Source organism: Pseudoalteromonas sp. A757 (assembly GCF_004103285.1).
GTDB classification, from domain to species: domain Bacteria; phylum Pseudomonadota; class Gammaproteobacteria; order Enterobacterales; family Alteromonadaceae; genus Pseudoalteromonas; species Pseudoalteromonas galatheae.
In genome coordinates, this window is the sequence record NZ_QNQN01000054.1 from 16,823 (window position 1) to 37,554 (window position 20,732).

At 42.5% G+C, this 20,732-nt stretch carries 21 protein-coding genes; 10 read left to right on the plus strand and 11 right to left on the minus strand.

The genetic code is table 11. From position 1 onward, the window contains the following. Positions 1 to 3 precede the first annotated feature (3 nt). Positions 4 to 1,227: an aspartate kinase gene (locus tag DRB05_RS02570; protein ID WP_128725553.1), complete on the plus strand. Its 1,224-nt coding sequence runs from the start codon at positions 4 to 6 to the stop codon at positions 1,225 to 1,227. A 90-nt stretch (positions 1,228 to 1,317) separates the two neighbouring features. Beyond that, the gene (csrA, locus tag DRB05_RS02575) at positions 1,318 to 1,503 is read left to right on the plus strand and encodes a carbon storage regulator CsrA (protein ID WP_010375935.1); all 186 of its coding nucleotides are present in this window, start codon (positions 1,318 to 1,320) and stop codon (positions 1,501 to 1,503) included. A gap of 74 nt (positions 1,504 to 1,577) precedes the next feature. Here csrA and DRB05_RS02580 read toward each other — a convergent pair whose 3' ends face one another. Further along, complete coding sequence (locus DRB05_RS02580) at positions 1,578 to 2,090, minus strand: YcxB family protein (protein WP_235956568.1); 513 nt, start codon at positions 2,088 to 2,090, stop codon at positions 1,578 to 1,580. Between the two features lie 440 nt (positions 2,091 to 2,530). On the opposite strand from DRB05_RS02580, the gene DRB05_RS02585 reads away from it, so the two are divergent. The 5 genes from DRB05_RS02585 to DRB05_RS02605 all read left to right on the plus strand — a co-directional run bounded on the left by DRB05_RS02585 (position 2,531) and on the right by DRB05_RS02605 (position 6,884). Continuing rightward, on the plus strand, positions 2,531 to 2,779 hold the full coding sequence (locus tag DRB05_RS02585) for an OadG family transporter subunit (protein WP_128725554.1): 249 nt from the start codon (positions 2,531 to 2,533) through the stop codon (positions 2,777 to 2,779). 12 nt (positions 2,780 to 2,791) lie between these two features. Then, complete coding sequence (oadA, locus tag DRB05_RS02590; RefSeq protein WP_128725555.1) at positions 2,792 to 4,573, plus strand: sodium-extruding oxaloacetate decarboxylase subunit alpha; 1,782 nt, start codon at positions 2,792 to 2,794, stop codon at positions 4,571 to 4,573. 10 nt (positions 4,574 to 4,583) lie between these two features. Next, positions 4,584 to 5,714 (plus strand): sodium ion-translocating decarboxylase subunit beta, encoded by a 1,131-nt coding sequence (locus DRB05_RS02595; RefSeq protein WP_095729374.1) that lies wholly within the window; start codon positions 4,584 to 4,586, stop codon positions 5,712 to 5,714. A gap of 120 nt (positions 5,715 to 5,834) precedes the next feature. Beyond that, positions 5,835 to 6,557, plus strand: a complete 723-nt coding sequence (gene bla / locus DRB05_RS02600) for a subclass B1 metallo-beta-lactamase (protein ID WP_128725556.1) — start codon at positions 5,835 to 5,837, stop codon at positions 6,555 to 6,557. Positions 6,558 to 6,566: 9 nt separating this feature from the next. Further along, a complete protein-coding gene (locus DRB05_RS02605; RefSeq protein ID WP_128725557.1) occupies positions 6,567 to 6,884 on the plus strand; it encodes a hypothetical protein in 318 nt (105 codons plus the stop codon). Between the two features lie 86 nt (positions 6,885 to 6,970). On the opposite strand, the gene DRB05_RS02610 is transcribed toward DRB05_RS02605, so the two are convergent. Both DRB05_RS02610 and DRB05_RS02615 read right to left on the minus strand, forming a co-directional pair. Next, a complete protein-coding gene (locus tag DRB05_RS02610) occupies positions 6,971 to 8,515 on the minus strand; it encodes a basic secretory protein-like protein (RefSeq protein WP_128725558.1) in 1,545 nt (514 codons plus the stop codon). Between the two features lie 247 nt (positions 8,516 to 8,762). Continuing rightward, entirely contained in the window at positions 8,763 to 9,770 is a 1,008-nt protein-coding gene (locus DRB05_RS02615; protein WP_128725559.1) for an alpha/beta hydrolase, read from the minus strand. A gap of 211 nt (positions 9,771 to 9,981) precedes the next feature. Between DRB05_RS02615 and DRB05_RS02620 the strand changes: the two genes are divergently transcribed. Continuing rightward, entirely contained in the window at positions 9,982 to 10,164 is a 183-nt protein-coding gene (locus DRB05_RS02620; protein ID WP_010606219.1) for a ribosome alternative rescue factor ArfA, read from the plus strand. 3 nt (positions 10,165 to 10,167) lie between these two features. Here the strand turns inward: DRB05_RS02620 and DRB05_RS02625 are convergent, their stop codons facing one another. The 4 genes from DRB05_RS02625 to DRB05_RS02645 all read right to left on the minus strand — a co-directional run bounded on the left by DRB05_RS02625 (position 10,168) and on the right by DRB05_RS02645 (position 14,984). After that, a complete protein-coding gene (locus DRB05_RS02625; RefSeq protein WP_239965303.1) occupies positions 10,168 to 11,649 on the minus strand; it encodes a diguanylate cyclase in 1,482 nt (493 codons plus the stop codon). Positions 11,650 to 12,130: 481 nt separating this feature from the next. After that, positions 12,131 to 12,418, minus strand: coding sequence for a hypothetical protein (locus DRB05_RS02635; RefSeq protein WP_128725561.1), 288 nt, complete (start codon positions 12,416 to 12,418; stop codon positions 12,131 to 12,133). 754 nt (positions 12,419 to 13,172) lie between these two features. After that, the gene (locus DRB05_RS02640; RefSeq protein ID WP_128725562.1) at positions 13,173 to 13,922 is read right to left on the minus strand and encodes a hypothetical protein; all 750 of its coding nucleotides are present in this window, start codon (positions 13,920 to 13,922) and stop codon (positions 13,173 to 13,175) included. A gap of 342 nt (positions 13,923 to 14,264) precedes the next feature. Then, the gene (locus DRB05_RS02645; RefSeq protein ID WP_128725563.1) at positions 14,265 to 14,984 is read right to left on the minus strand and encodes an SDR family oxidoreductase; all 720 of its coding nucleotides are present in this window, start codon (positions 14,982 to 14,984) and stop codon (positions 14,265 to 14,267) included. A 211-nt stretch (positions 14,985 to 15,195) separates the two neighbouring features. On the opposite strand from DRB05_RS02645, the gene DRB05_RS02650 reads away from it, so the two are divergent. Then, the gene (locus DRB05_RS02650; protein ID WP_128725564.1) at positions 15,196 to 16,101 is read left to right on the plus strand and encodes a LysR family transcriptional regulator; all 906 of its coding nucleotides are present in this window, start codon (positions 15,196 to 15,198) and stop codon (positions 16,099 to 16,101) included. 372 nt (positions 16,102 to 16,473) lie between these two features. On the opposite strand, the gene DRB05_RS02655 is transcribed toward DRB05_RS02650, so the two are convergent. The 4 genes from DRB05_RS02655 to DRB05_RS02670 all read right to left on the minus strand — a co-directional run bounded on the left by DRB05_RS02655 (position 16,474) and on the right by DRB05_RS02670 (position 19,268). Further along, the gene (locus DRB05_RS02655) at positions 16,474 to 17,262 is read right to left on the minus strand and encodes a hypothetical protein (RefSeq protein WP_128725565.1); all 789 of its coding nucleotides are present in this window, start codon (positions 17,260 to 17,262) and stop codon (positions 16,474 to 16,476) included. 249 nt (positions 17,263 to 17,511) lie between these two features. After that, positions 17,512 to 18,066 carry a hypothetical protein gene (locus DRB05_RS02660; RefSeq protein WP_128725566.1) on the minus strand — a complete coding sequence of 185 codons (555 nt, stop codon included), beginning with the start codon at positions 18,064 to 18,066 and terminating at the stop codon, positions 17,512 to 17,514. Between the two features lie 117 nt (positions 18,067 to 18,183). Continuing rightward, positions 18,184 to 18,918 carry a YafY family protein gene (locus DRB05_RS02665; protein ID WP_128725567.1) on the minus strand — a complete coding sequence of 245 codons (735 nt, stop codon included), beginning with the start codon at positions 18,916 to 18,918 and terminating at the stop codon, positions 18,184 to 18,186. Between the two features lie 32 nt (positions 18,919 to 18,950). Then, positions 18,951 to 19,268 (minus strand): hypothetical protein, encoded by a 318-nt coding sequence (locus DRB05_RS02670; protein WP_099642794.1) that lies wholly within the window; start codon positions 19,266 to 19,268, stop codon positions 18,951 to 18,953. Between the two features lie 431 nt (positions 19,269 to 19,699). Between DRB05_RS02670 and DRB05_RS02685 the strand changes: the two genes are divergently transcribed. After that, positions 19,700 to 20,710: a hypothetical protein gene (locus tag DRB05_RS02685; RefSeq protein ID WP_128725569.1), complete on the plus strand. Its 1,011-nt coding sequence runs from the start codon at positions 19,700 to 19,702 to the stop codon at positions 20,708 to 20,710. Positions 20,711 to 20,732: the final 22 nt, after the last annotated feature.

Sequence of the window (20,732 nt, forward strand, 5' to 3'; positions counted from 1 at the left end):
CAAGTGGCGCTGATTGTACAAAAGTTTGGTGGCACCTCGGTGGGTTCGGTAGAGCGTATTGAGGCTGTTGCCGAACACGTTATCAAAACACAACAACAAGGCCACCAAGTGGTGGTCGTGTTGTCTGCAATGTCAGGCGAGACAAACCGTCTTATTTCCCTTGCCCAACAAATTGATGCACGTCCAAGTTCTCGTGAGCTAGATGTGTTGATCACCACTGGCGAACAAGTTTCTATCGCGTTATTGGCGATGGCCATCATTAAGCGTGGGCATTCTGCCGTGAGCTTACTTGCCGATCAGGTTGGTATTAAAACCGATAACATGTTCTCTAAAGCGCGGATCACGGAAATAGACACGACCCGCTTAAAGCAAGAGCTTGAGCATAACCGAATAACCATTATTGCCGGATTTCAAGGACGCGATGAAGAAGGCAATATCACCACGTTGGGGCGTGGTGGTACAGATACCTCAGCAGTTGAAATCGCAGGGGCTTTGCAAGCAGACGAATGTCAGATATATACTGATGTCGACGGTGTGTACACTACCGATCCACGAATAGAGCCAAATGCAAGGCGTTTATCACATATTACTTTTCCTGAGATGTTGGAGCTGGCAAGTGTTGGCGCTAAAGTTTTGCAGATCCGCTCGGTTGAAGCGGCCGGTCGATACAATGTACCACTGCGCGTACTTTCTTCGTTTTCTCCCGATAACGGCACCTTAATTAGCTATGAGGAAGGTAAGATGAAAAACACTAAAGTGGTCTCTGGGGTAGCGAGTGTCAAAGACGAAGCACTTATCCTAGTTAACAATGTCGATGCAAAACCTAGTAATCTTGCCAATATACTTTCGCTTCTTGGTGAGCATAATATTGAAGTCGATATGATTAACCATTTGAACCACAGTGAGAAAAAAATAGACTATGCTTTTACTGTGCACACAAATGATTGTATTCTGGCGGAAGAAGTTTTAGCGCAACATGCACAAAATTTAGGTGGCGCAACCGTAGAGGTTAATGCTAACGTGGCAAAAATCTCAGTGGTTGGCATCGGGATGAAATCTCATTCAGGTGTTGCTGGTCTCTTTTTTATGGCATTGGCCGAAGAAAATATTCACACTCTATTAGTATCCACATCAGAGATAAAAATCTCGGCACTGGTAGAAGAAAAATATTTAGAGCTAGCTGTTCGGGCTTTACATGCCAAATTCGGATTGGAAAGTACTGAGTAAAAGAAGTTTTTGCTTACTTTTCTAGGAACTTTTATTTAAAATGGATTTGACGCGGAATCTTTTAAATTTTGGAATAACAGGAGCAAGAGAATGCTAATACTAACTCGTCGAGTAGGTGAAACCCTGATGATTGGTGATGAAGTGACTGTAACAGTACTAGGTGTTAAAGGTAACCAAGTACGTATTGGTGTAAATGCGCCTAAAGATGTTTCAGTTCACCGTGAAGAAATTTACATGCGAATTCAGGCTGAAAAATCTAGCCCAGGCAATATGTAATTGACCAAATACTGAATTACGATGCTAGTTAACATGATTTAACTAGCAAAAAAACCCCGCGGCTGCGGGGTTTTTTATTTCTGGCTTTGCCCAGATAAAAAGGTAATTGCTTCTTCGCTAAGTCCAGATTTACTGATATAGCTCGGTTTATTTTGGTGAAACACCAAAAAACCTCTGTCTGTTTCGACGAGTTTATCTAAGTCGTCAAATGGGTAAGAAAATTCGGCATGTGTTGCCTTGGTACTAATGCCAGTTTTAGTGATTGAAACTTCAACGGTATTACCAGCTGCGCGAGAATATGCTTGCCTTATCACCCACCACGCTTTGCGATAATAGAAAGCAACGCATTCAACCACAGCTAGTAAAATAAGAAAGTTTCCGACGTAATGCTCTTGCAAACCGTAAATTGCAAACAGCCCCAACGCAATTAGCAGTACAAGGAGACCATATTTCGGTTTAACCGCAAGCCCATTAGCTTCAGATTCTTCAAAACACTCTCGATAGTAGGCTTTATCTAACTTAAATTGGCTTTGAAAAGATAAATTTTCATTTTGTTCAAGGGAGGGCATAGACGTTCGTTTTGGCAAAAATTTCCCCCTATTATACCCATCTGTATTGAAAAAGCTGTAATGCGAATAAATTGTTTGCAGCTCCCTTTTGCTACGACCAGCGAAATACGCGCCACACAGGGTGACGTTTACGTAAACGTTATGTCTTGGTCTGTCCAATTTACAATTTACCTTGCGTAATGATAAATCCATTCTATATTCATTAAAATCTCAGTATTAGTTGGCGCTATTTTGAATATTTTTCATATTTATTACGTTAATTTTCTATATTTATTAGTACTTTCCTAGTTAACTCACTGATTATTTGTAAGTTAAGTGTTTTGGTAATACCAATTTACAATGGGCTTTACATTGGAACATTTTTTGTTATAAGGTGAATAAATATCTACAAAAAGTGAAGGTTTATACCAGTTCGTTAACATCGAATAGGAAAACCAAACAGCAAGTAAGGGGTAAAAATGGATATTGGAGCGCAGCTACTGCAAGCAGGAAATCTCATGCTGACCGGCATGGTTGGTGTTTTTGTTTTTCTGTCCATTTTGATTTTTGCGATGCGGCTGTTGGCCAACTTTGCTGCTCAATTTAAAGAAGTAGCGCCAAGTACCACAAGATCAAAAACAACCAGAGCAACATCGTCACAGGGTGTGCCGCAGGCACATATTGCAGCCATTAGTGCTGCCGTTGCAGCCTACAGAAAAAACAATTAATAGGGGTTTTGCATGTCACAGTTAAAGCTAACCGAATTAGTGCTGCGCGATGCGCATCAGTCATTACTCGCCACCAGAATGCGTTTGGAAGATATGCTTCCCATCGCTGAGAAGCTCGACAATATGGGCTATTGGTCTGTTGAATCATGGGGGGGAGCAACCTTCGACTCGTGTATTCGCTATTTAGGCGAAGATCCATGGGAGCGGATCCGTGCACTGAAAGCTGCGATGCCGAAAACCAAACAGCAAATGCTACTGCGTGGCCAAAATTTATTGGGCTATCGTCATTATGCTGATGATGTTGTCGAAAAGTTTGTTGAACGTGCCCACCATAACGGGGTAGATGTATTTAGAATATTCGACGCAATGAACGATGTGCGCAACTTAGAAACGGCCATTAAAGCGGCCATTAAAGTGGGCGCGCATGCGCAGGGGACGATTTCGTACACCGTAAGCCCAGTTCATACGCTGGAAATGTGGCTCACGCAAGCTAAGCAGCTTGAAGACTTAGGCTGTCACTCTATTTGTATCAAGGACATGGCTGGGTTACTGAAACCCTATGATGCCGAAAAATTAATCTCTGGGCTTAAAGCGTCCGTCTCGATTCCTATCGCAATGCAGTGCCATGCAACCACAGGACTCAGCACCGCAACTTATCAAAAAGCCATAGATGCGGGTATCGATATGCTCGATACGGCGATTTCTTCGATGAGTATGACCTATGGCCATAGCGCAACAGAAACTATTGCGGCGATTGTGGAAGGCACAGAACGTGATACAGGGCTTGACTTACTTGAGCTTGAAGAAGTTGCAGCTTATTTCCGTGAAGTGAGAAAGAAATATGCCGCTTTTGAAGGCAGCTTGAAAGGGGTAGATGGTCGTATTCTATCTGCACAAGTGCCAGGTGGCATGTTAACCAATATGGAAAATCAACTTCGAGAGCAAGGTGCAGGTGACAAGCTTGACGCGGTACTAAAAGAAATTCCAAGTGTGCGTAAAGAGCTTGGCTATCTGCCGCTCGTAACACCAACCTCACAGATAGTTGGGACGCAAGCGGTATTAAACGTACTGACTGGTGAGCGATACAAGTCTATAACCAAAGAAACTGCTGGCGTGCTGAAAGGCGAATATGGAGCGACACCAGCGCAAGTCGACCAAGCTTTGCAACAACGCGTGCTTGAAGGCGCAGAGCCTATTACTTGCCGTCCTGCTGACTTAATTGAACCTGAGTTGGATAGTTTACAAAGCGAGTTAGTCGCCACTTCAAAAGAGGAGCAAATTAACCTAGCAGATGAGGTTATTGATGATGTGCTTACCTATGCATTATTCCCTCAGATTGGTCTTAAATTCTTGAAAAATCGCAATAATCCAGATGCATTTGAGCCAAAACCGACGCTTGTTGAAAGTAAAGAACAAAAAGCGGCAGCGACGCCTGCTAAAGCCAAGTCATCAGCTGCTGAGCGTTACAGCGTAAAGGTGGATGGTAAAGTATACGATGTAGTGGTTGCGCCGGGTGGTGAGCTCAAAGAAGTACAAGTCAAAGACAGTGAGCTTATTCCGCAATCAACCTCTGTGAGCTCCAGTGAAACTTTGAATGCGCCACTTGCCGGCAATATTTTTAAGCTTATGGTGCGGGCAGGAGATGAAGTACAAGAGGGCGATGTGGTACTCATCATGGAAGCCATGAAAATGGAAACCGAGGTGCGTGCAACACACAGTGGCCAAGTCGCGGAGCTACTCGTCTCTGAAGGCGACTCCGTCAGTGCTGGCGATGCCATCATGTCTTTAGCATAAGGGTGTCGTGATGGAAGGGTTACTTAATTTATGGCAAGCAACAGGGCTTGCCAACTTCACAGTGCCAGCACTTTGCATGATGGCTGTAGGCTGCGGACTTTTGTATCTTGCGATCGCCAAAAACTTTGAACCGCTCCTGCTGGTGCCGATTGGCTTTGGTGCCATACTCACGAATATTCCTGTTGCTGGGCTTGCCGATCCAGGCGGACTTTTGTACTACGTGTATTACATTGGTATAGACAGCGGGGTATTCCCCTTACTGATCTTTATGGGAGTGGGGGCGATGACAGACTTTAGTGCCTTGATAGCCAACCCCAAGATGCTGTTGCTTGGTGCCGCTGCGCAGTTTGGGATCTTTGCCACTTTGTTTGGGGCTATTTTGCTGAACTATATTCCGGGCTTTGAATTTACTCTGCAAGACGCCTCTGCAATTGCCATTATTGGCGGTGCAGATGGACCAACTGCGATATTCCTCGCGTCTAAGCTTGCACCCGAGTTACTAGGGGCAATTGCGGTGGCAGCCTATTCGTATATGGCGTTAGTGCCAATTATTCAACCACCCATCATGAAAGCACTCACGACGCAGGAGGAGCGTCAGATTGCGATGCCACAACTGCGCCATGTATCAAAAACCGAAAAAATCTTATTTCCTCTGGCCGTACTAGGTTTGACGATATTGTTTTTACCTGCTGCAACACCTTTGGTCGGTATGTTCTGTTTGGGTAACTTGATGAAAGAGTGTGGCGTAGTAGATCGTTTGAGTAAAACAGCACAAAATGAATTGATTAATATCACCACCATTTTCCTCGGATTGGCGGTGGGCTCAAAGTTGGCAGCTGATCAATTCTTAACGGTTGAGACGTTGGGGATTTTAGCGTTAGGTGCCGTGGCATTTGGAATTGGCACAGCAACAGGAGTGTTAATGGCTAAAACTATGAATAAGTTTAGCGATACGCCCATTAATCCGCTGGTTGGTGCCGCTGGGGTGTCTGCAGTGCCAATGGCTGCGCGTGTGGTTAATAAGGTCGGCCTTGAAAGTAATCCACATAACTTCTTGCTGATGCATGCGATGGGCCCCAATGTCGCGGGTGTATTAGGCAGTGCGGTTGCTGCTGGTATTTTGCTTGCACTGGTAGGCTAAGTTACACTTCTCCAACCATTTGCGTGGCGATTTTAGGTTGCCGCGCATTTTTATTTCTGGACTTTATATTCTTGAACTTGATAGTCTTTCGTCACTTTTAATTAACACGAACAACTTCAGATGAAGTTTTTAGCTCCTTTCTTATTCTTGTTGTCCTGCGTGACAGTTGCAACGGAAGTGTCGACTTTAGTGGTAACGCCGATTGCAGAGCATGTTTATAAACATGAATCTTCGCTACGCGTCGAACCCTGGGGGTTAGTGTCAGGCTCAGGGTTGATTGTGGTCGACGGTCAAGACGCGTACATTGTTGATACACCTTGGACCGAGCAAGACACAGAAGCGTTGCTATTATGGACTGAGGACCGCAAGCTCAATGTCAAAGGGGCGGTGGTCACGCATTATCATCAAGATGCAAGCGGTGGTCTAGCGGTATTAAATAAACACCAGATCCCAACCTATGCATCAGCCCAAACTAATCATCTATTAGCCCAAAAACACAGCGCAATCGCGTTACATAATTTGCCGCAAGCCTCAGCAGCGATAAAGTCTGGTGTCGTTGAAACCTATTACCCAGGTGCAGGGCACTCGAGAGACAATATTGTCGTGTGGCTGCCACAATCTAAAACTTTATTCGCAGGATGCTTTGTGAAAAGTGTGGCAAGTAAAAATTTAGGTAACTTGGAGGATGCTTCAGTTGATGAGTGGCAAGCGTCTATACACAAGGTATTGAGCCGATATCCGGAAGCAAACATGGTTATCCCAGGGCATGGTAAAGAAGGGGATTTATCTTTGTTGCACCATACCGTTAAGCTAATCAAAATCGAGCAATCAAAAGGTAAATAAAGGACTGACATGAAATTAATTCCGTTTCGTAATTTACGCTGTCCGGGTTTAGAAACTGCGCTGTGGTATAGTCGCTTGTTGTTTTTAACGGGCGTAGCCTTGATAGTGCTTGGAGTTATCAAAGAGGGGATTGCAATCTATCATTGGCTAATCGCCATGATAGAGAATGGCGACGCGCCGATAAAAGCAGCCTATATCTATGACTTAGATTTGCTTTCCCACCCAAACTTTCATTTGATCATTGTTGGAGTGGTGAAGATCTACTTCTCCTGTGGCCTCGCGATTAAACTAAAAACAATGTCCCACGAGCAGGCGTTACAAAAATAACGAATACCACGTAAAGGAGTCTTATAGAGGAGTTTCTCAGAGAAATTTGTTAGACCCTTTTACGTGGCGGAGTTACTATTTAAAAATTAATACTCCAGCTGTCCACCATTTTGGATAAAGGCGACATATTCGTTCCAAACATCTTCAACACTTCGGCCCAAGATGTGTTGAAATGCAGCATCAAATGACCAGGTATAATTGCCCATATCTTTCGCCGCTTTGTTAAACTTGTAGATAAACTCTGAGTCGTGCTGTTGTTTGACGTAATGCAAGAAAAACCCAGTTGTGGTGTAGCCACTAAGCCAGCGTTTAGCGTTGATGATATCTGGTGAGCGTGATTTATGAAAACCCGCACCGATCCGCACTGCGTCAGCTAGACCTTCGGTGTATGCCCAGTTTGCCTTGCCATCACCATAGCTGTCATGAGTCAGTGGCGAGTTATTGTAACCATGGGTGACCTCATGGAATAAAATTCCGTCGATTTCATCACGGATCACGGCATCGTTGTTGTTATTATCGCGATAAATACGTTCTAAATGCGCGGTGCTAACGACGATAGTCATCTCACCTGAACCGTCTCGTCCCATCTTATAGGCAACGAAATCCTTACCCCAATGATCTTTGGCTCTTAGCTCAAACTGCAATTTTCTAAAACGCTGGGATTCACTGGCGTCGCGGTATAGCACTTTTGCTACATCCACACAGCGTTCGGCCATATGCGCGGCTGGGTTTGATATGATCCGTTTAAATAATGCCGAGCCTTGTGTTTCAGGGTTAACATCAACAAAGTTTACTTCCGGACGTTGCCATGTGTCGTTTGGTGGTGTGCTTTCACTACTGACGGCTAATTCATAATTGGCGCTTTGGAAACCGTATACAGAAACATAAACCGGCGCATTTGAGCTTATATCGCAGCGCTCGTTGGAGCTGGCATCAGTGATACTTTGGCAGTCATAACTTGCGGTGGTCGGTTGACTATTTGCTTTTAGGTATAGATCTGCATCACCGCTGCCGGTCAAGGTTGCTGTGATAGGAGCTGAGCTTGTAAATGGCCCAAAATGCGCCCATTGACCAGGAGTAACGCTACCACTTTGGTTAAATGGCAAGGTTGTGCCACCGTTTGCCGGAGCACCGATAAATTCGATTTCTGCAAGCTGTAATAAATTGGCACCTTGCGTTGCGGTGACATTTAAGCGCACAAAGCGGTACGCTTGATTGGTACTGACATTGAACTGCTTAGTTTGATGTCTTGAAGTAAAACTTTGATTGTTTTGCGAATCTATAGTGAACCACACTTGACCGTCTTGAGAGCCTTGAAGCGTCCAATTTTTGGGATCTCTTTGTGGCGCATCGTTCGCGGAAGTGAGGGTGTAAGCTGTTAAATTAACTGCTTCGCTAAACGCATAGCTTATCCAACCGGAAGCTGAAAAAGTAAGCCACTTGCTGTAGTGGTTATTATCAAATGCGTTGACTTTGCCTTCATAGGGCTGGTTTTCTCCTGAAACGCTGATAACAGCGGCATTGGCAGTAGTCAGATCGCTGTTTGCGTGCGCCGAGCTTAAGCCCAGGCTCACTAAAGCGGCTGCTATAAAAGAACGTTGGAATCGCGTTTTAGCTATAATGATGCTCATGTTGACCTCTTTTGTATCGTTCCACTTTTTGTGGGCAGATATCTGTTGATGTTGTATCCATGGTTATTTTCATTTTTCGTCCAAATGTGTTTGGAACGATTTAATTGTTGTTGCTTTTATGTGCGTTTGTCAAATGGTAATTTACTTTAATTTAACGATAAAGGTGAGATTGTTGCTTCTCATTTAGATTGAATTACGCTGCGAAGGCGAGCGGCATCAGGCTTTACGGGCGTAATATTAGGGGATGTTATTTATTGTGAACTGTATTTTGTTGGGTTGTGTTTGATTGATTTTTCGGGATTTTTTTATTCGCAGTCTCTTGGGTCGCATTTTGTTTTCGTTGTTTCTTTTTTAATCGCTTTCGCTCTGCTTTAGTTGCGTGCTTTGCCACCCACTTGGCAATTTTTTGCATGAGCATTGGAGGGAAGTCATGGCCCATCCCATTGACCAACTTTAGTTTGGATTTGCGAATGGTTGCGGCGGTTTGCTGACCAGCGGCTGCGGGAAAAATAGGGTCGTCGGTACCATGGATCACAAGTGTTGGCGTTTTTATCTGTGCCAGCGTGTGCTTGCGACATTGGCTTGCGACAATCGCCGCAAGCTGACGCTTAAATCCCTGCGGGTTATGCGCGCGTTCAATGCTGTGTTTGGCTTGTTGATGTAGCGTCCCTTCGTCTTGAGGGTAAGCGGGACTGCCGATCAGCTGGTTGAGTTTTATATTGTATTGAATGGCAGATTGGTGGCAGTCTGACTTTGGCCGTGCTTTTGCCAGTTGCAGCATGACTTTTACATTTGCTGCGGTAAACTTGGGATACGCTGAGGTTGACATAATTGAGGTCAAACTAACCACTTTCTTTTTATGCTTAGCGGCAACGATTTGTGCAATCATCCCGCCCATAGAAGCACCAACTAGGTGGGCGCGTTTAATCTTAAGTCCTGCCATCAAAGCGACAACATCTTCGGCCATATCCTCTAGGGTATAGGGAACAGAAGCGCGAATGGGAAGTTTTTTGCTCAGCATGGTTTTTATCACACTTGGTGAACCTAGATGATCCAAGTGGCTCGATAATCCCGTGTCGCGATTATCAAAACGGATCACCCGAAAACCTTTATTGACTAGCCCAAAGTACAATTCATCTGGCCAAATTGTCATTTGTGCCCCAAGACCCATTATCAAGATAATAACGGGGGCGTGAGGCGCACCCTCATCCTGATAATGTATGCTGATCCCGGTTGCAATCTTGATATCGGTCATTGTCGCGAATGTTTAGCTTGACTTGAAAGGGCTGCATTTAAGTATAGAGCGTGGGTATGAACTTAACTTTAAAATAACAGTCAAAAAGACGAAAATTTATTGCTAAAAGCCATTGCGCTTTAAAGCATTTAGGTTAATATTCGCGCTTGTTGATGGCCGGAATTTATACATCAATACTATCAATTTATATGATTCTTATTTGGAGTAAGTCATGACTAAAAAAAGCAAACTTCAGCATGCTCATCAGCGTGGTGAAATTAAAGATAACGCACTAAAAGCGTTGGTAACCAGCCCATTGTTTAAGGCGAAAGTTGAAAAGAGCAAAAAAGGCAAAGGTAGTTATCAACGTAGCGTAAAGCACAAAGGCCAAGAGCCTTACCTTAAGGCAGCCTAAGCTTTAAGATAAGGTTTTTTGCTGATACATTTGCTTGTCAGCTTGTGCGATTAAGTCGCTGATATCTGTTATCGGGTGTTGGGAAAATGCTCGCCCGACACTACCTTGAATTGCTACCTCTTGTTTTCCATGACTAAATTGCAAGGTATTGAGTTGTTGTTGCAGCTGTTGTGCTTTTTCTTCTGCGGATTGTGTGTCGTCAAATAAGCAGAGCGCTGCAAACTCATCACCACCTAGGCGTCCTACAATATCTTGTTTTCTGATACTTGATGACAAAAACGTCGCAACATGGGCAAGCGCCTTATCTCCAGCATCGTGACCAAATTGGTCATTAATCAACTTAAACTTATCTAAGTCAATGTAAAATAATGCCAGAACACCACCGCGCTTATTAAACTGCTCGACTAGCACGTTGGCTTGTTTGTACCAGCCTCGACGGTTAAAAATGCCGCACAATTGATCATAATTTGCTTCATTTTCAGCTTGTTGCTTTTGCTGTCTGAGTCGTCCGATGCGTTTAGATACCGCAACGGCAAGCAGTAAAGACTCAATGGCAAACGCAAAAATAAGTGCATAGCGCTGCATAAATGGGCTATATCCCACTAACAGCACGCGAAATACCATGCCGACTAATACTAGGCTCAGTGCCGCAAAAACCAAACTTGCTTCGCCAATTTTACGCTTGGTTTGAAGAGCTGATAGCACAAAGATAGTGGCGACAATAACGAGGGTGATATAGGCCATAATTTGGCTTAATAAGTAGGACAATTGTGCTTGTTGAGTGGGAATTTTAAGTATGCTCAGGAGCATCACGATACCCGCGGCACTTTTAAGTAACAACACGAGTTTTGGCCAGTGTTTGTCAACAAGTAGGATACTCAACATAAACCAAGTTGCTGAAACCACAGTGAGACCAATACTAAGTAAATATGCGTGTTTGAGTAATGGCTTATACTGAGATGAAACAAAAAGATTTAATTGCCCTTCTTGGAATAATACAAATCCACAAAGGCAGAAGATATAAGCGCCGTAAAGCCTAAATATAGGATCATTGAGGCGACTCCCCATGATCAATACATAGCAAATCAAGGTAAAGCAAAGGCCATAAAATGCGCCCATGACTAGGCTGCTTTTTTGACTTTCCCAAATAAATTTCTCCATGCTCATCAGCCTAAATCTTGGCGTATGAATTTGCATAGAACCTAAGCTTAAGGTTGCTATGTACTTACCTTTTGGAAGGATAAATGCGGGTTGTGAGAACTTAACTGGCGGCGGGGCGTTGACTCGCCATTGATAGTGATTAAGGCCAACATCTACAAATGAAAAAACGCTGTCCTCATTTAAATTGCAGGCTATCGAGATGGTGTTGTTGCCGCGCTCAATTTTGCGATAAGACGTGGTATTGATAGCAAGCGAAATCGAGTTACCGTGAGCGGTCGTGAGCGAGCAATTGTCATCAAGCGCAAAAATTGAGGGGCTAAACAAAAATACAGCGCCGTAAATAACAGCGAGTAGGAGCGTAAGCTTCCTACTAAAGTTGCTGTGTATTTTGACGCCATTCAACCTAGACTGCAGCACAACCAAAACCTAAGGTTATTGTTGTGGTTAATGTAACAAACTTGTACGTAACTTAGCCAGTGTAAAATCCTTTAATCTGAGACTTTTTACACTTTGTCGAACAAGAAGCTAAACCAAGCAAAAAACAAGTAAAAGCTACTTAACCGAAACAATAGGGTTCGCAACCGTAAATTACTGACTAGTATGTGCTCGTAGCTGAGCCAATATCTTGCAGCGACAAACACGGTATTAAGCACAAGCCAGAATTGTCCTGTCATTTGCTCAATATGCAAAAGTATCAGTAGTGCAATAAATAAAATCGGCTGTTATCGCAATAATCAAGTGTAAAACATGACTACTACAGAAAACCAAACTACGGTAATTACTAGCTTGGAAATGTATTATATGTTTACTTGTAAAGTTTCTCTGTTGCTTCTTTAAGCCCTGAGTGGGGTAAAAATTGATCTGTGATTGTTAGAATGGAGTGCAGGTTATTTTTTAATTTATCAAGCTCTATGTTACCTGGCTTAATAGCTGTTTGTAATAAATGAATGGCCATGTCAGCTAGCAGAATACGCTGTTTTTCTAGCCATTCTTCATCGCCTTTGGTAGCGGGATTGTCAAGGTAGCTATTTTCTACCAAACTATGTAAATCCCAGCTTGTTTTGATTAACTTATTCTTTTCAATATCATTCACTGCCGACCCTCCGAAATATATAGATACAATGACCCCCACACCATGCTCGCCTTCTCTTTTTTGTGGGTTAGCTTAATATAAAGCAAAGCCATAATTAATTTGTTGAATAGCTAAACAGCTGAGGCTAGCATGAACGAACATAACATACTTTGTATCTGATTTAATACACTAAAACATACAACGCAGTAGCCTGTATTGAAGGCTATAGCGGAGCATAATTCGTATCTTTTGCTAGAGCACTATGCTTTAAAATTGCCACCTAAAAACGAGTTCATTATTTTGAATGTAACTATCCTGATGTTATTTGGGTCGGGCAATCACCACTAACTTCGACACATCCAAGGGTTTAGCTACGAATAATGCTAAGTGTCAGCGTTTAGATTCTTCGTTGCTTTTCAATATATCAATAGTAATAATAGTGGGATTATGGCAAAGCACATTCAAAGCACGTCAATCTGTTGTCTTGGATGTTCGAGTTCGGTGTATGTTCGTTTGGATAAACTGCAGGGCTCTTCTTTGGCATCTCGATGTTTTATTGCCAACCACTTTAGTGATGCTGCTTGTAGGTATTTACCGGTAATTAAAGGTATAAGTAATCTCACAAAGAAGGTTGGGGGGTAAAAGGCACATATAAGAGCGAAGTCATTGTGAATAAAACAACAACGATAAATGTAATATAGTGCTTGAAGGAATAGGGTGTGAAGCTTGCAGCGCAGGGAGATCCCCGCGCTTTCACGTTAGTTAGTTTGTGAAATTAAAGTTCTAAGTTTTGCCACTTTAAAAGTAGCTTTAAGGTCGATCCACCTATACTCCCTGCCTCTGATAGCCCATAATGGATCATAGCCGCATTTTGGTATGATAAAGAGATATCCATGAGATAGTCTTTGACGCCGTCTTGACACTCCGTTTCTTCATCACCATCATAATCTGAGCATTGTATGTATAAGCCATCAATTAATGGCACAAAATGAGAGTCAAAGTGATCAGATAAGTCAACTAAGTATGACTCGATTAGCGGTTTTGAAGCATGTTCCACTGCTGCTAACGTACTAGCTTGATCCCAGCAACGCTGCCACACCTTCGGGTAATCAACTTCTTTATTCTCTAGTAAAGTAATAAACTCATCATAGCTGCCATTGATATCGAGCATTACTTGCGTGTCGTCATAACTCGTGCAATTTTGAGGGTTATTAATCGTATCAAAAATGGTGACTTTTAACTTTGAATTATAACTAGTTCGCGCAGGGTTATATGTTGAGGATAATCTTTTCCAGAGCGGCAAAAGTGTGCCTAAACGCACTGGATAAAAATCGTGGTCAATTGCCACCCCCTTCTTATCAAGCCAATGAATGATATCTAACGCTTCTCGATAGCGGCCAGACTCATATAAGTAATTTGCTTCATCTAGCTTTGCTTGTAGTTGCGGATTGATATCGTTGGCGTGTGCAAAACCGCTTAGAACGCAGGTGACAATAAAAGCGCCTGAGGTTAACAGTTTTTTCATTTTGCTCTACTCCTTAGTAAAAAATGAATGGGTAGTTTCCTACCGCAATTTGGGTTGCTTGCGTGAGGTATTGAGATCCCTTCCAAGTTGCAAGCAAATATATAGAGCAAAATGCGCACCAAAATTATGATTTATGGTGTTTCTGTTTTCCAATGGCTATTGCGACTTAAAGCGATGAGTCCAACAACGTATAGACTTAACTCAATAGAGCATAGAAGTTAACTTGGAAGCCCATAAAGTAGTTAAATCAGATAATGTCAATCGGACACCCACCTCAAACTTCAGTGGCAATAATGGTGGGTGTCAGCGTTTTACTTTGTACGGATATCGCTTAATGAGTGTTTAAGGCTGCTGGCGAGTTGCTGCAACTAATAACTCACGAATACAAACTTGTTGAGGTTGCTCTTGAATAAACAGCGCTGCACGAGCAATATCATCTGCAACTAATGCTCCTCCCATCGTTTGTTTCCAGTCTTCATAACCATCTTTTATGTCGTCAGACGTTGTATGACTCAATAACTCTGTTTCCACCGCACCCGGACAAATAGTAGAAACACGCACGCCAAAGTCTGCAACTTCTTCTCTTACATTTTCAGATATTGCAGAAACGGCAAACTTAGTTCCACAGTATGCGGCATGATTGCTAAAAGTCTTTCGACCGGCTATGGAGCTAACATTGATGATAGTTCCGCTTTTACGCTTCTTCATGGGTGATAAAACGGCTTGCATACCGCTAAGTAAGGCCAACACATTAACGTCAAACATCTTTTGCCATTCATCACTGTCCTGAGTGTCTACTTGTCCAAGTAACATCACTCCAGCATTATTGATTAAACATTCGACCGGACCATATTGTGCTTCAGCTTTTGCAATGACTTTAGAAAAAGCCTCTCTATCGGTTACATCAACTTGTTCACATAAACAGTTGGATAAGTTGAGCGCTTCTAACTTTTCTATACGTCGCGCAACTAATAGTAAAGTATAACCTGCTGCATTAAAACGCTTGGCAATTGCTGCACCGATACCTGAGCTTGCGCCAGTAATAACAACCAATTTTTTCATTATCATTCTCTCCATATTAGATGATGTTCAAAGTATTGAGCATCGCTAATTTTATTCATGATGTTTTTTTGAATTAATAAACTTACTATTTAAGCTACAGGAGAAATTCTATTCAAAATCTTTTTGATGATATATAGCTTCTAATTCACACTACTGTTTACAAAAAGGATCGAATAGATATTATGGACTTAAATTCAACTTGGTATGAAACATGAAGAGAGACATTAATTATTCTGATATTAAGAGCTTCATTGTGTTAGTTGAAGAAGGAAGCTTTACTAAAGCAGCTGCCAAGCTACTTTGCTCTCGCTCACAAGTATCGAAACAGTTATCTCAACTAGAAGCTAACCTAGGTGTCAGTCTGTTGGTAAGGACTACACGTACTCAACACCTAACACCATCTGGCGAACTCTTTTACGAAAAATGCAAACGTTCATTCAATGGTATAGAACATGCCATTGACAGGGCGATGGAAAGCGCAACCGAGCTTTCGGGTGAAATAAAGATTAATTGTGTGGGTGGGTATATAGGGGAAAATATTGTTGGCCCATTGGTCGCTGATTTTATGAAGGAAAACCCTGAAATGAATGTGTTACTCGATTTTAGTAGCAGGAGAGTTGATTTGGTTTCAGGTGAATTTGACTTTGTTTTTAGAATGGGAGAGTTAGCGGATTCAGCATTGATTGCAAGGAAGCTGACCGAACTTTCTATTGGTATATATGCAAGCCCGGAGTACGTAAAACAATATGGTCAGCCTAGCGAGCCTAAAGATTTAGTTGAACATAAATGTATAGTGGGAAGTATGAATACTTGGACATTGAAAAACAGTGAATCCCAAGTTATTCAAGAAGTAACGGTAAAAGGTGACCTTGTATGTAAAAATGGGAGAATAATGCTCTACTCAGCACTGCGTGGGAATGGCATTATTCGGGTTCCAGAGATTTATTGTAGAAAAGAGCGTGATGAGGGAAGCTTAGTGCCTGTGTTTGAATATTGGCAACCTAAATCAACGCCATTATCCCTAGTCTATCTACAGGACAAACATCAACCTATGAGAATAAAAGTGTTTAGAGACTTCGTGCTCAAAAACTTCGTAAATTATCTTAGGACCTATTGAACTTTCAAGTCTGTTTTTGCAGTAGTTAGAGTGCCATTTATACAGAAGAGGAAGCTTGCGTAGCATAATTACTCCATGTAAGTATGGCCCCAGAAGCTTTGCCCTCTTGCAAAGTTACCTTCCCCCATGTTGTGCTGCACAGAATAGATGTCGATCAAGCGCTGCCTCCTAGGTCGCTTACCTGTGATTTGTTCATTGTTGCTCAATTTTGCTTCGACTACAATACGGCAAATTGAACGTCGCTGCCGAGCCCAATAATAGGAACGAAAATCAAACAGTTCAGAACAACAGGTCTCAGTGATTTAAGTATTTTTATACTTGTTAACCTGCCTGACCTGTATATGTACAAATAATGATGGGTGTCAGCGCTTTTTAATTTATGGACTTCAACACAGGATCCATAAACAAACCGATGACAAAAAATAAACACCAAAAAACCATTGCAGACAACAAAGTTGCCATTATTGTCTTGGCAAGTGAGCTAGCTGAAATAACATATAAATAGTAGAAATATCGATAAATAACGAAGAGGCTCAGCAAGGCTGAGCCCACCATTCCAATAGTACCAATAGCAGGTCTAATAGTGTCATTTATTGTCGAGTCATTATTTGGATCTGCCCAAATATGCATTTCATACATGTTTGTAAACATAAGCATAAGGAGTAGCATGCCTGATGTGTAGCAACATATTGCAAGGTGCAGTTTGAACTGGGGCGTTAAATTTAATTTCGAGAAAACTTTTTGCGTTACAAAGGCATATAAAGAAATAATAAGGACTGTTGGAATCATAGCTCCAGCAGCTTTGGTTATCGAAAATTTAGAAGCCTCTGTGTTAATTCCGCTACTCAAAAAATCATATCGTTCAAATAACCAACTAATAAATATTAGCTGGTTCAAAGATTTATATGAAAATGCAATGGATATAAAACCTATTATCACAAAGAATACTAGTGGTCTTACATGCGTAAGTTTGTATGAGTCTTTCAACTCTTTAATTGATAAAACTTCATCCCTAACTCGCTGAGGTCTAAACAAGAAGTCCCATGAGGTTATAACAAGTCTGCCAACAAACAAAATCACCCCCATGAGGAGGTTCTCTGTTGCTCTTCCAATATCGATATCTTTAACCCAGTCTGGGATACTTGCTTCTTTCTTTTCCATGATACTTAAAGATTTAGTCAAAGAGCACTTGCCTCTTTTGTAAAAAGGTGTGTCCATATTCATTATATATGAATAGCAAGTTATATGGTTTTTCGCTACCTATATACTTTCCTCATATCGTGACAGGAGTTAAAACACTCACACCCGCAAGCCAGCTAAAGTCCATATCAATTTGTCTAAACGGTGATAACAGCGATGAGCAAATACAGTTGGAGGAATATTTTCCTCCATTTCGTTAGTTCAACTTGCTTAGCTTGAAGCGAGACACTGGACACTCTGGGTGTCACCGGGTTCGATGATATTAATATTGACCTCTTTTAAGTCACCGATTATGGGTTTTAAAGCTTTATCAAAACGATTTGCTGCCGCTTCGATTTTTTCTGCATAGTCGTCAATGGCATCAAAATTAGCAGCGTGGCTTTCAATTACCGCCTCAATCTGCTTGGCCTTTTCTTCTTGTTTAGCCAGTAGTGCTTTATTGATCACAAGTTGATCGTCGTCTTCTTGTACAGCCTCTTTACTAATGGCTTCCATTTCTTTGCTGAGTAATGCGAGCTTGTCTTCGATATCTTTCATTGGTAACTCAGAAGCTGACATATCAAGCTCTGCTGCTTTGAGCACTTTGTATGCGGCAACCTGTTCGGCGTCCATGGTGTGTTTGATTATTGGGTTACAGTCTTGGTAAGCGATAAGCTGGTAGCTACCTTGTGTTTGCGGCTCTGTTGGATTTGCATTGGAGTAGCCAACGCAGGCACTCAAAGCCAGTGTTACCGAAATAATGAGTATTGATTTTGTGGTTTTCATAAGCACCTCGAAGGAGTATGTCTGATTTACAGAATTAGTCGCGGTGCAGTTTGAAAAGGTTGGTTTTAGATACGCAAGTATTAGTAACAAAATATGAATTGGGCAGTGAGCTTAGAATTAGTTACCACTTTTATCCGGCGCTTGGCATTGGTACTGTGCAATTTCTTCGGCGTATTTGGCTTTAACTAATTCAACATAATGATTGAGGTTTTTATCAGGATTTACGGTAAAGGTCAGCTCACTTTTATGTATCGCGGTGATACGGTCCAAGCGAAATTCACGGTAATCACTGCGGAGCTGACAAAATGCGACCAGCGTCCATTTTCCACCCCAATAAACCAATCCGAGTGGCTCGATAATACGCTGGGTTTGTTGCTTTGCAACGTCTTGATATTCAAGTTGTACACACTGCTTAGCCGCAATAGCGAGCCTAAGTGTAGCGCTAAAGGATTGTTGTTGTGGTCCGTGCTTAAAACTCGAGACCAAATAAGGGGAGTGGTCATGCTGTTGTTTGAGGTGGGCGGGTAGCACGGCCTCTATTTTGGCAATTGCTGCTTTTGCATGCGCGCTTAGTTCGGGATCCGTCCACGCTCCAACCATTTTACTGCCAAGTAACAGTGCGGTGAGTTCATCATAGCTAAACATCATAGGGGGCAGTGGGTAGTCACCAATAATATAGCCGACACCTGCCTCCCCCTCAATTGGCACGCCAGAACTTTGTAAGTCCTGAATATCGCGATAAATCGTACGCTCAGATACCGTAAAGTGATCGGCCAATGACTTAGCGGTAACCGCTAATCGTCGACCCTTGAGCAGATCCACTAACTGAAAGAGACGTTCGGATTTATGCACGAGTTTTCCTTGTTATTCAAATCTCAGATTAATTAACCGCTACATGGCGTTTGAGAGAGTACATTACTGTGACTAATGGTGACACTCTCGCTGTCTATGTATTGCGTTAACCTTTGGCATACCTCGGTTTTTGGGAACTGCGCCGAAACCGCTTTTGCATGTTCCATCGATTGCCAATAAATAATATCTAAATACTCGCCAGTCTGACTGTCTTTAGTCAACGAACGATATAGTAGCCCAGGTTGCTGTTCAACCCACTCGGTAAAAGCTGGGTTTACACCCATAATGTCACTCTCTGTAGCACCAAGAGCCAATTTAAATTTTACAATCTCTACGACATTTTGTTGCATGGTCTTTCTCCTTTTTGAGTTCAAAAAGAGTAAACCACGATGTTGTGTCAGGGAGTGTCAGTAGTGTTTAAATATACAGTGCATTTTATATCGAGGGCCTGTTTATCTTTCAAGTTTGTTTTTGCAGCAGCTTGATTGGTATTTATACAAGGCAGAGTCTGCGTAGCATAGTTGTTCTATGTAAGTCAGGCGATAACACAGTAGAAATGCCAATCAAGCACTGCCCTTTGGGTTCACCTGAGTGCGCTTTGTTCATTGTTGCTCAACTTTTGCCTAGATTACTAGGCGGCAAGTCGAGCGTCGCGACCAAAACACACTTAGGAGAACAAAAGTCAAACAGCAAAGATCAACAGGCCCTGGCAAAACAAAGGATCTGTATTAGGATTTAGGGTACTGCAATTGGCAGGATAAAACGTGTAAAGGATAAGGAAATGAAATTAAGTACAAGCATATTTGCAACCAGTTTGGTTGCATCCGCTATCTGCGCTTCCCATGTTTTTGCAAAGGATACAAATGACAGCGATGTCAAAAGGCTGCATGTCTTGGCAAAGCAAGTCGCATCACAAAGCGTCAGTGGGTCGTATACTTTTGCTATCAACTGTCATACTAACCCCAGCTTACTGAAACGTGCCGTTGAGCAAGTAAGTTGGCCTGTCGATGAAATTACCTTTGCTATTCAAGGACAATGTCAGGGCCCAATTAAGATCACGAGACCTGGTATCACCATTACTGGGTCTGATAATACTCAAGATGTTATCTCTGCGGCGCTAAACGGCGTGCAGCCGACCGTATTAGTGGAGTCTGGTTCGGTTAAGCTCAATAACTTAGGGGTTGTTAGCACCGCTCAGCAAAGTAGCGTAACGGTGACGGCGCAGGGAATAGCAAGATTGGATAATGTCGCGACTCAAGTGCAAGGCACTGAGCCTGAATACCACTATATCGTGACAGATAATAGTAATCTTTACTTAGGTAACCTTAACCAAGCTAAAGTGAAAATAGCAGGGGGCGCTTTTGCTGAGTTTGTAGCCGGAAATCAGGCGATGACAGCATATGTGTTTGACACCGCCAATGCTAGAAGTACCCAAGGGAACCAGTTCGACGCAGTACAAGTTGCTGGAAATGGCTACTTTTTAGCAGATGGGCAGTCGCATATAAACCTATTGATGATCTGGAGTAAAGGCGCCGCCGAAATCGACCAGCAAAGTAGTGTTGGTGAACTGATGATGGGCGGTCAAACCTTGTTTGCTGCTTATAGAAACTCGACTTTGTCAGGGCCTTACAGCTTCTTTGGAAACGTGGTTTTTGAGTTGGAGCACTCCTCTGCGACAAATTGGGTAACGCAAGAAAGGCCGCACTCGCTGTTTTCTGGTAATAATGCCGTCGTGAATGGCGAACTATTTCCAAGTTGGAGTTGGCAAGGACAGGCACCACAACCTGAGTAACCTTAGCTTCAAAACAATGAGT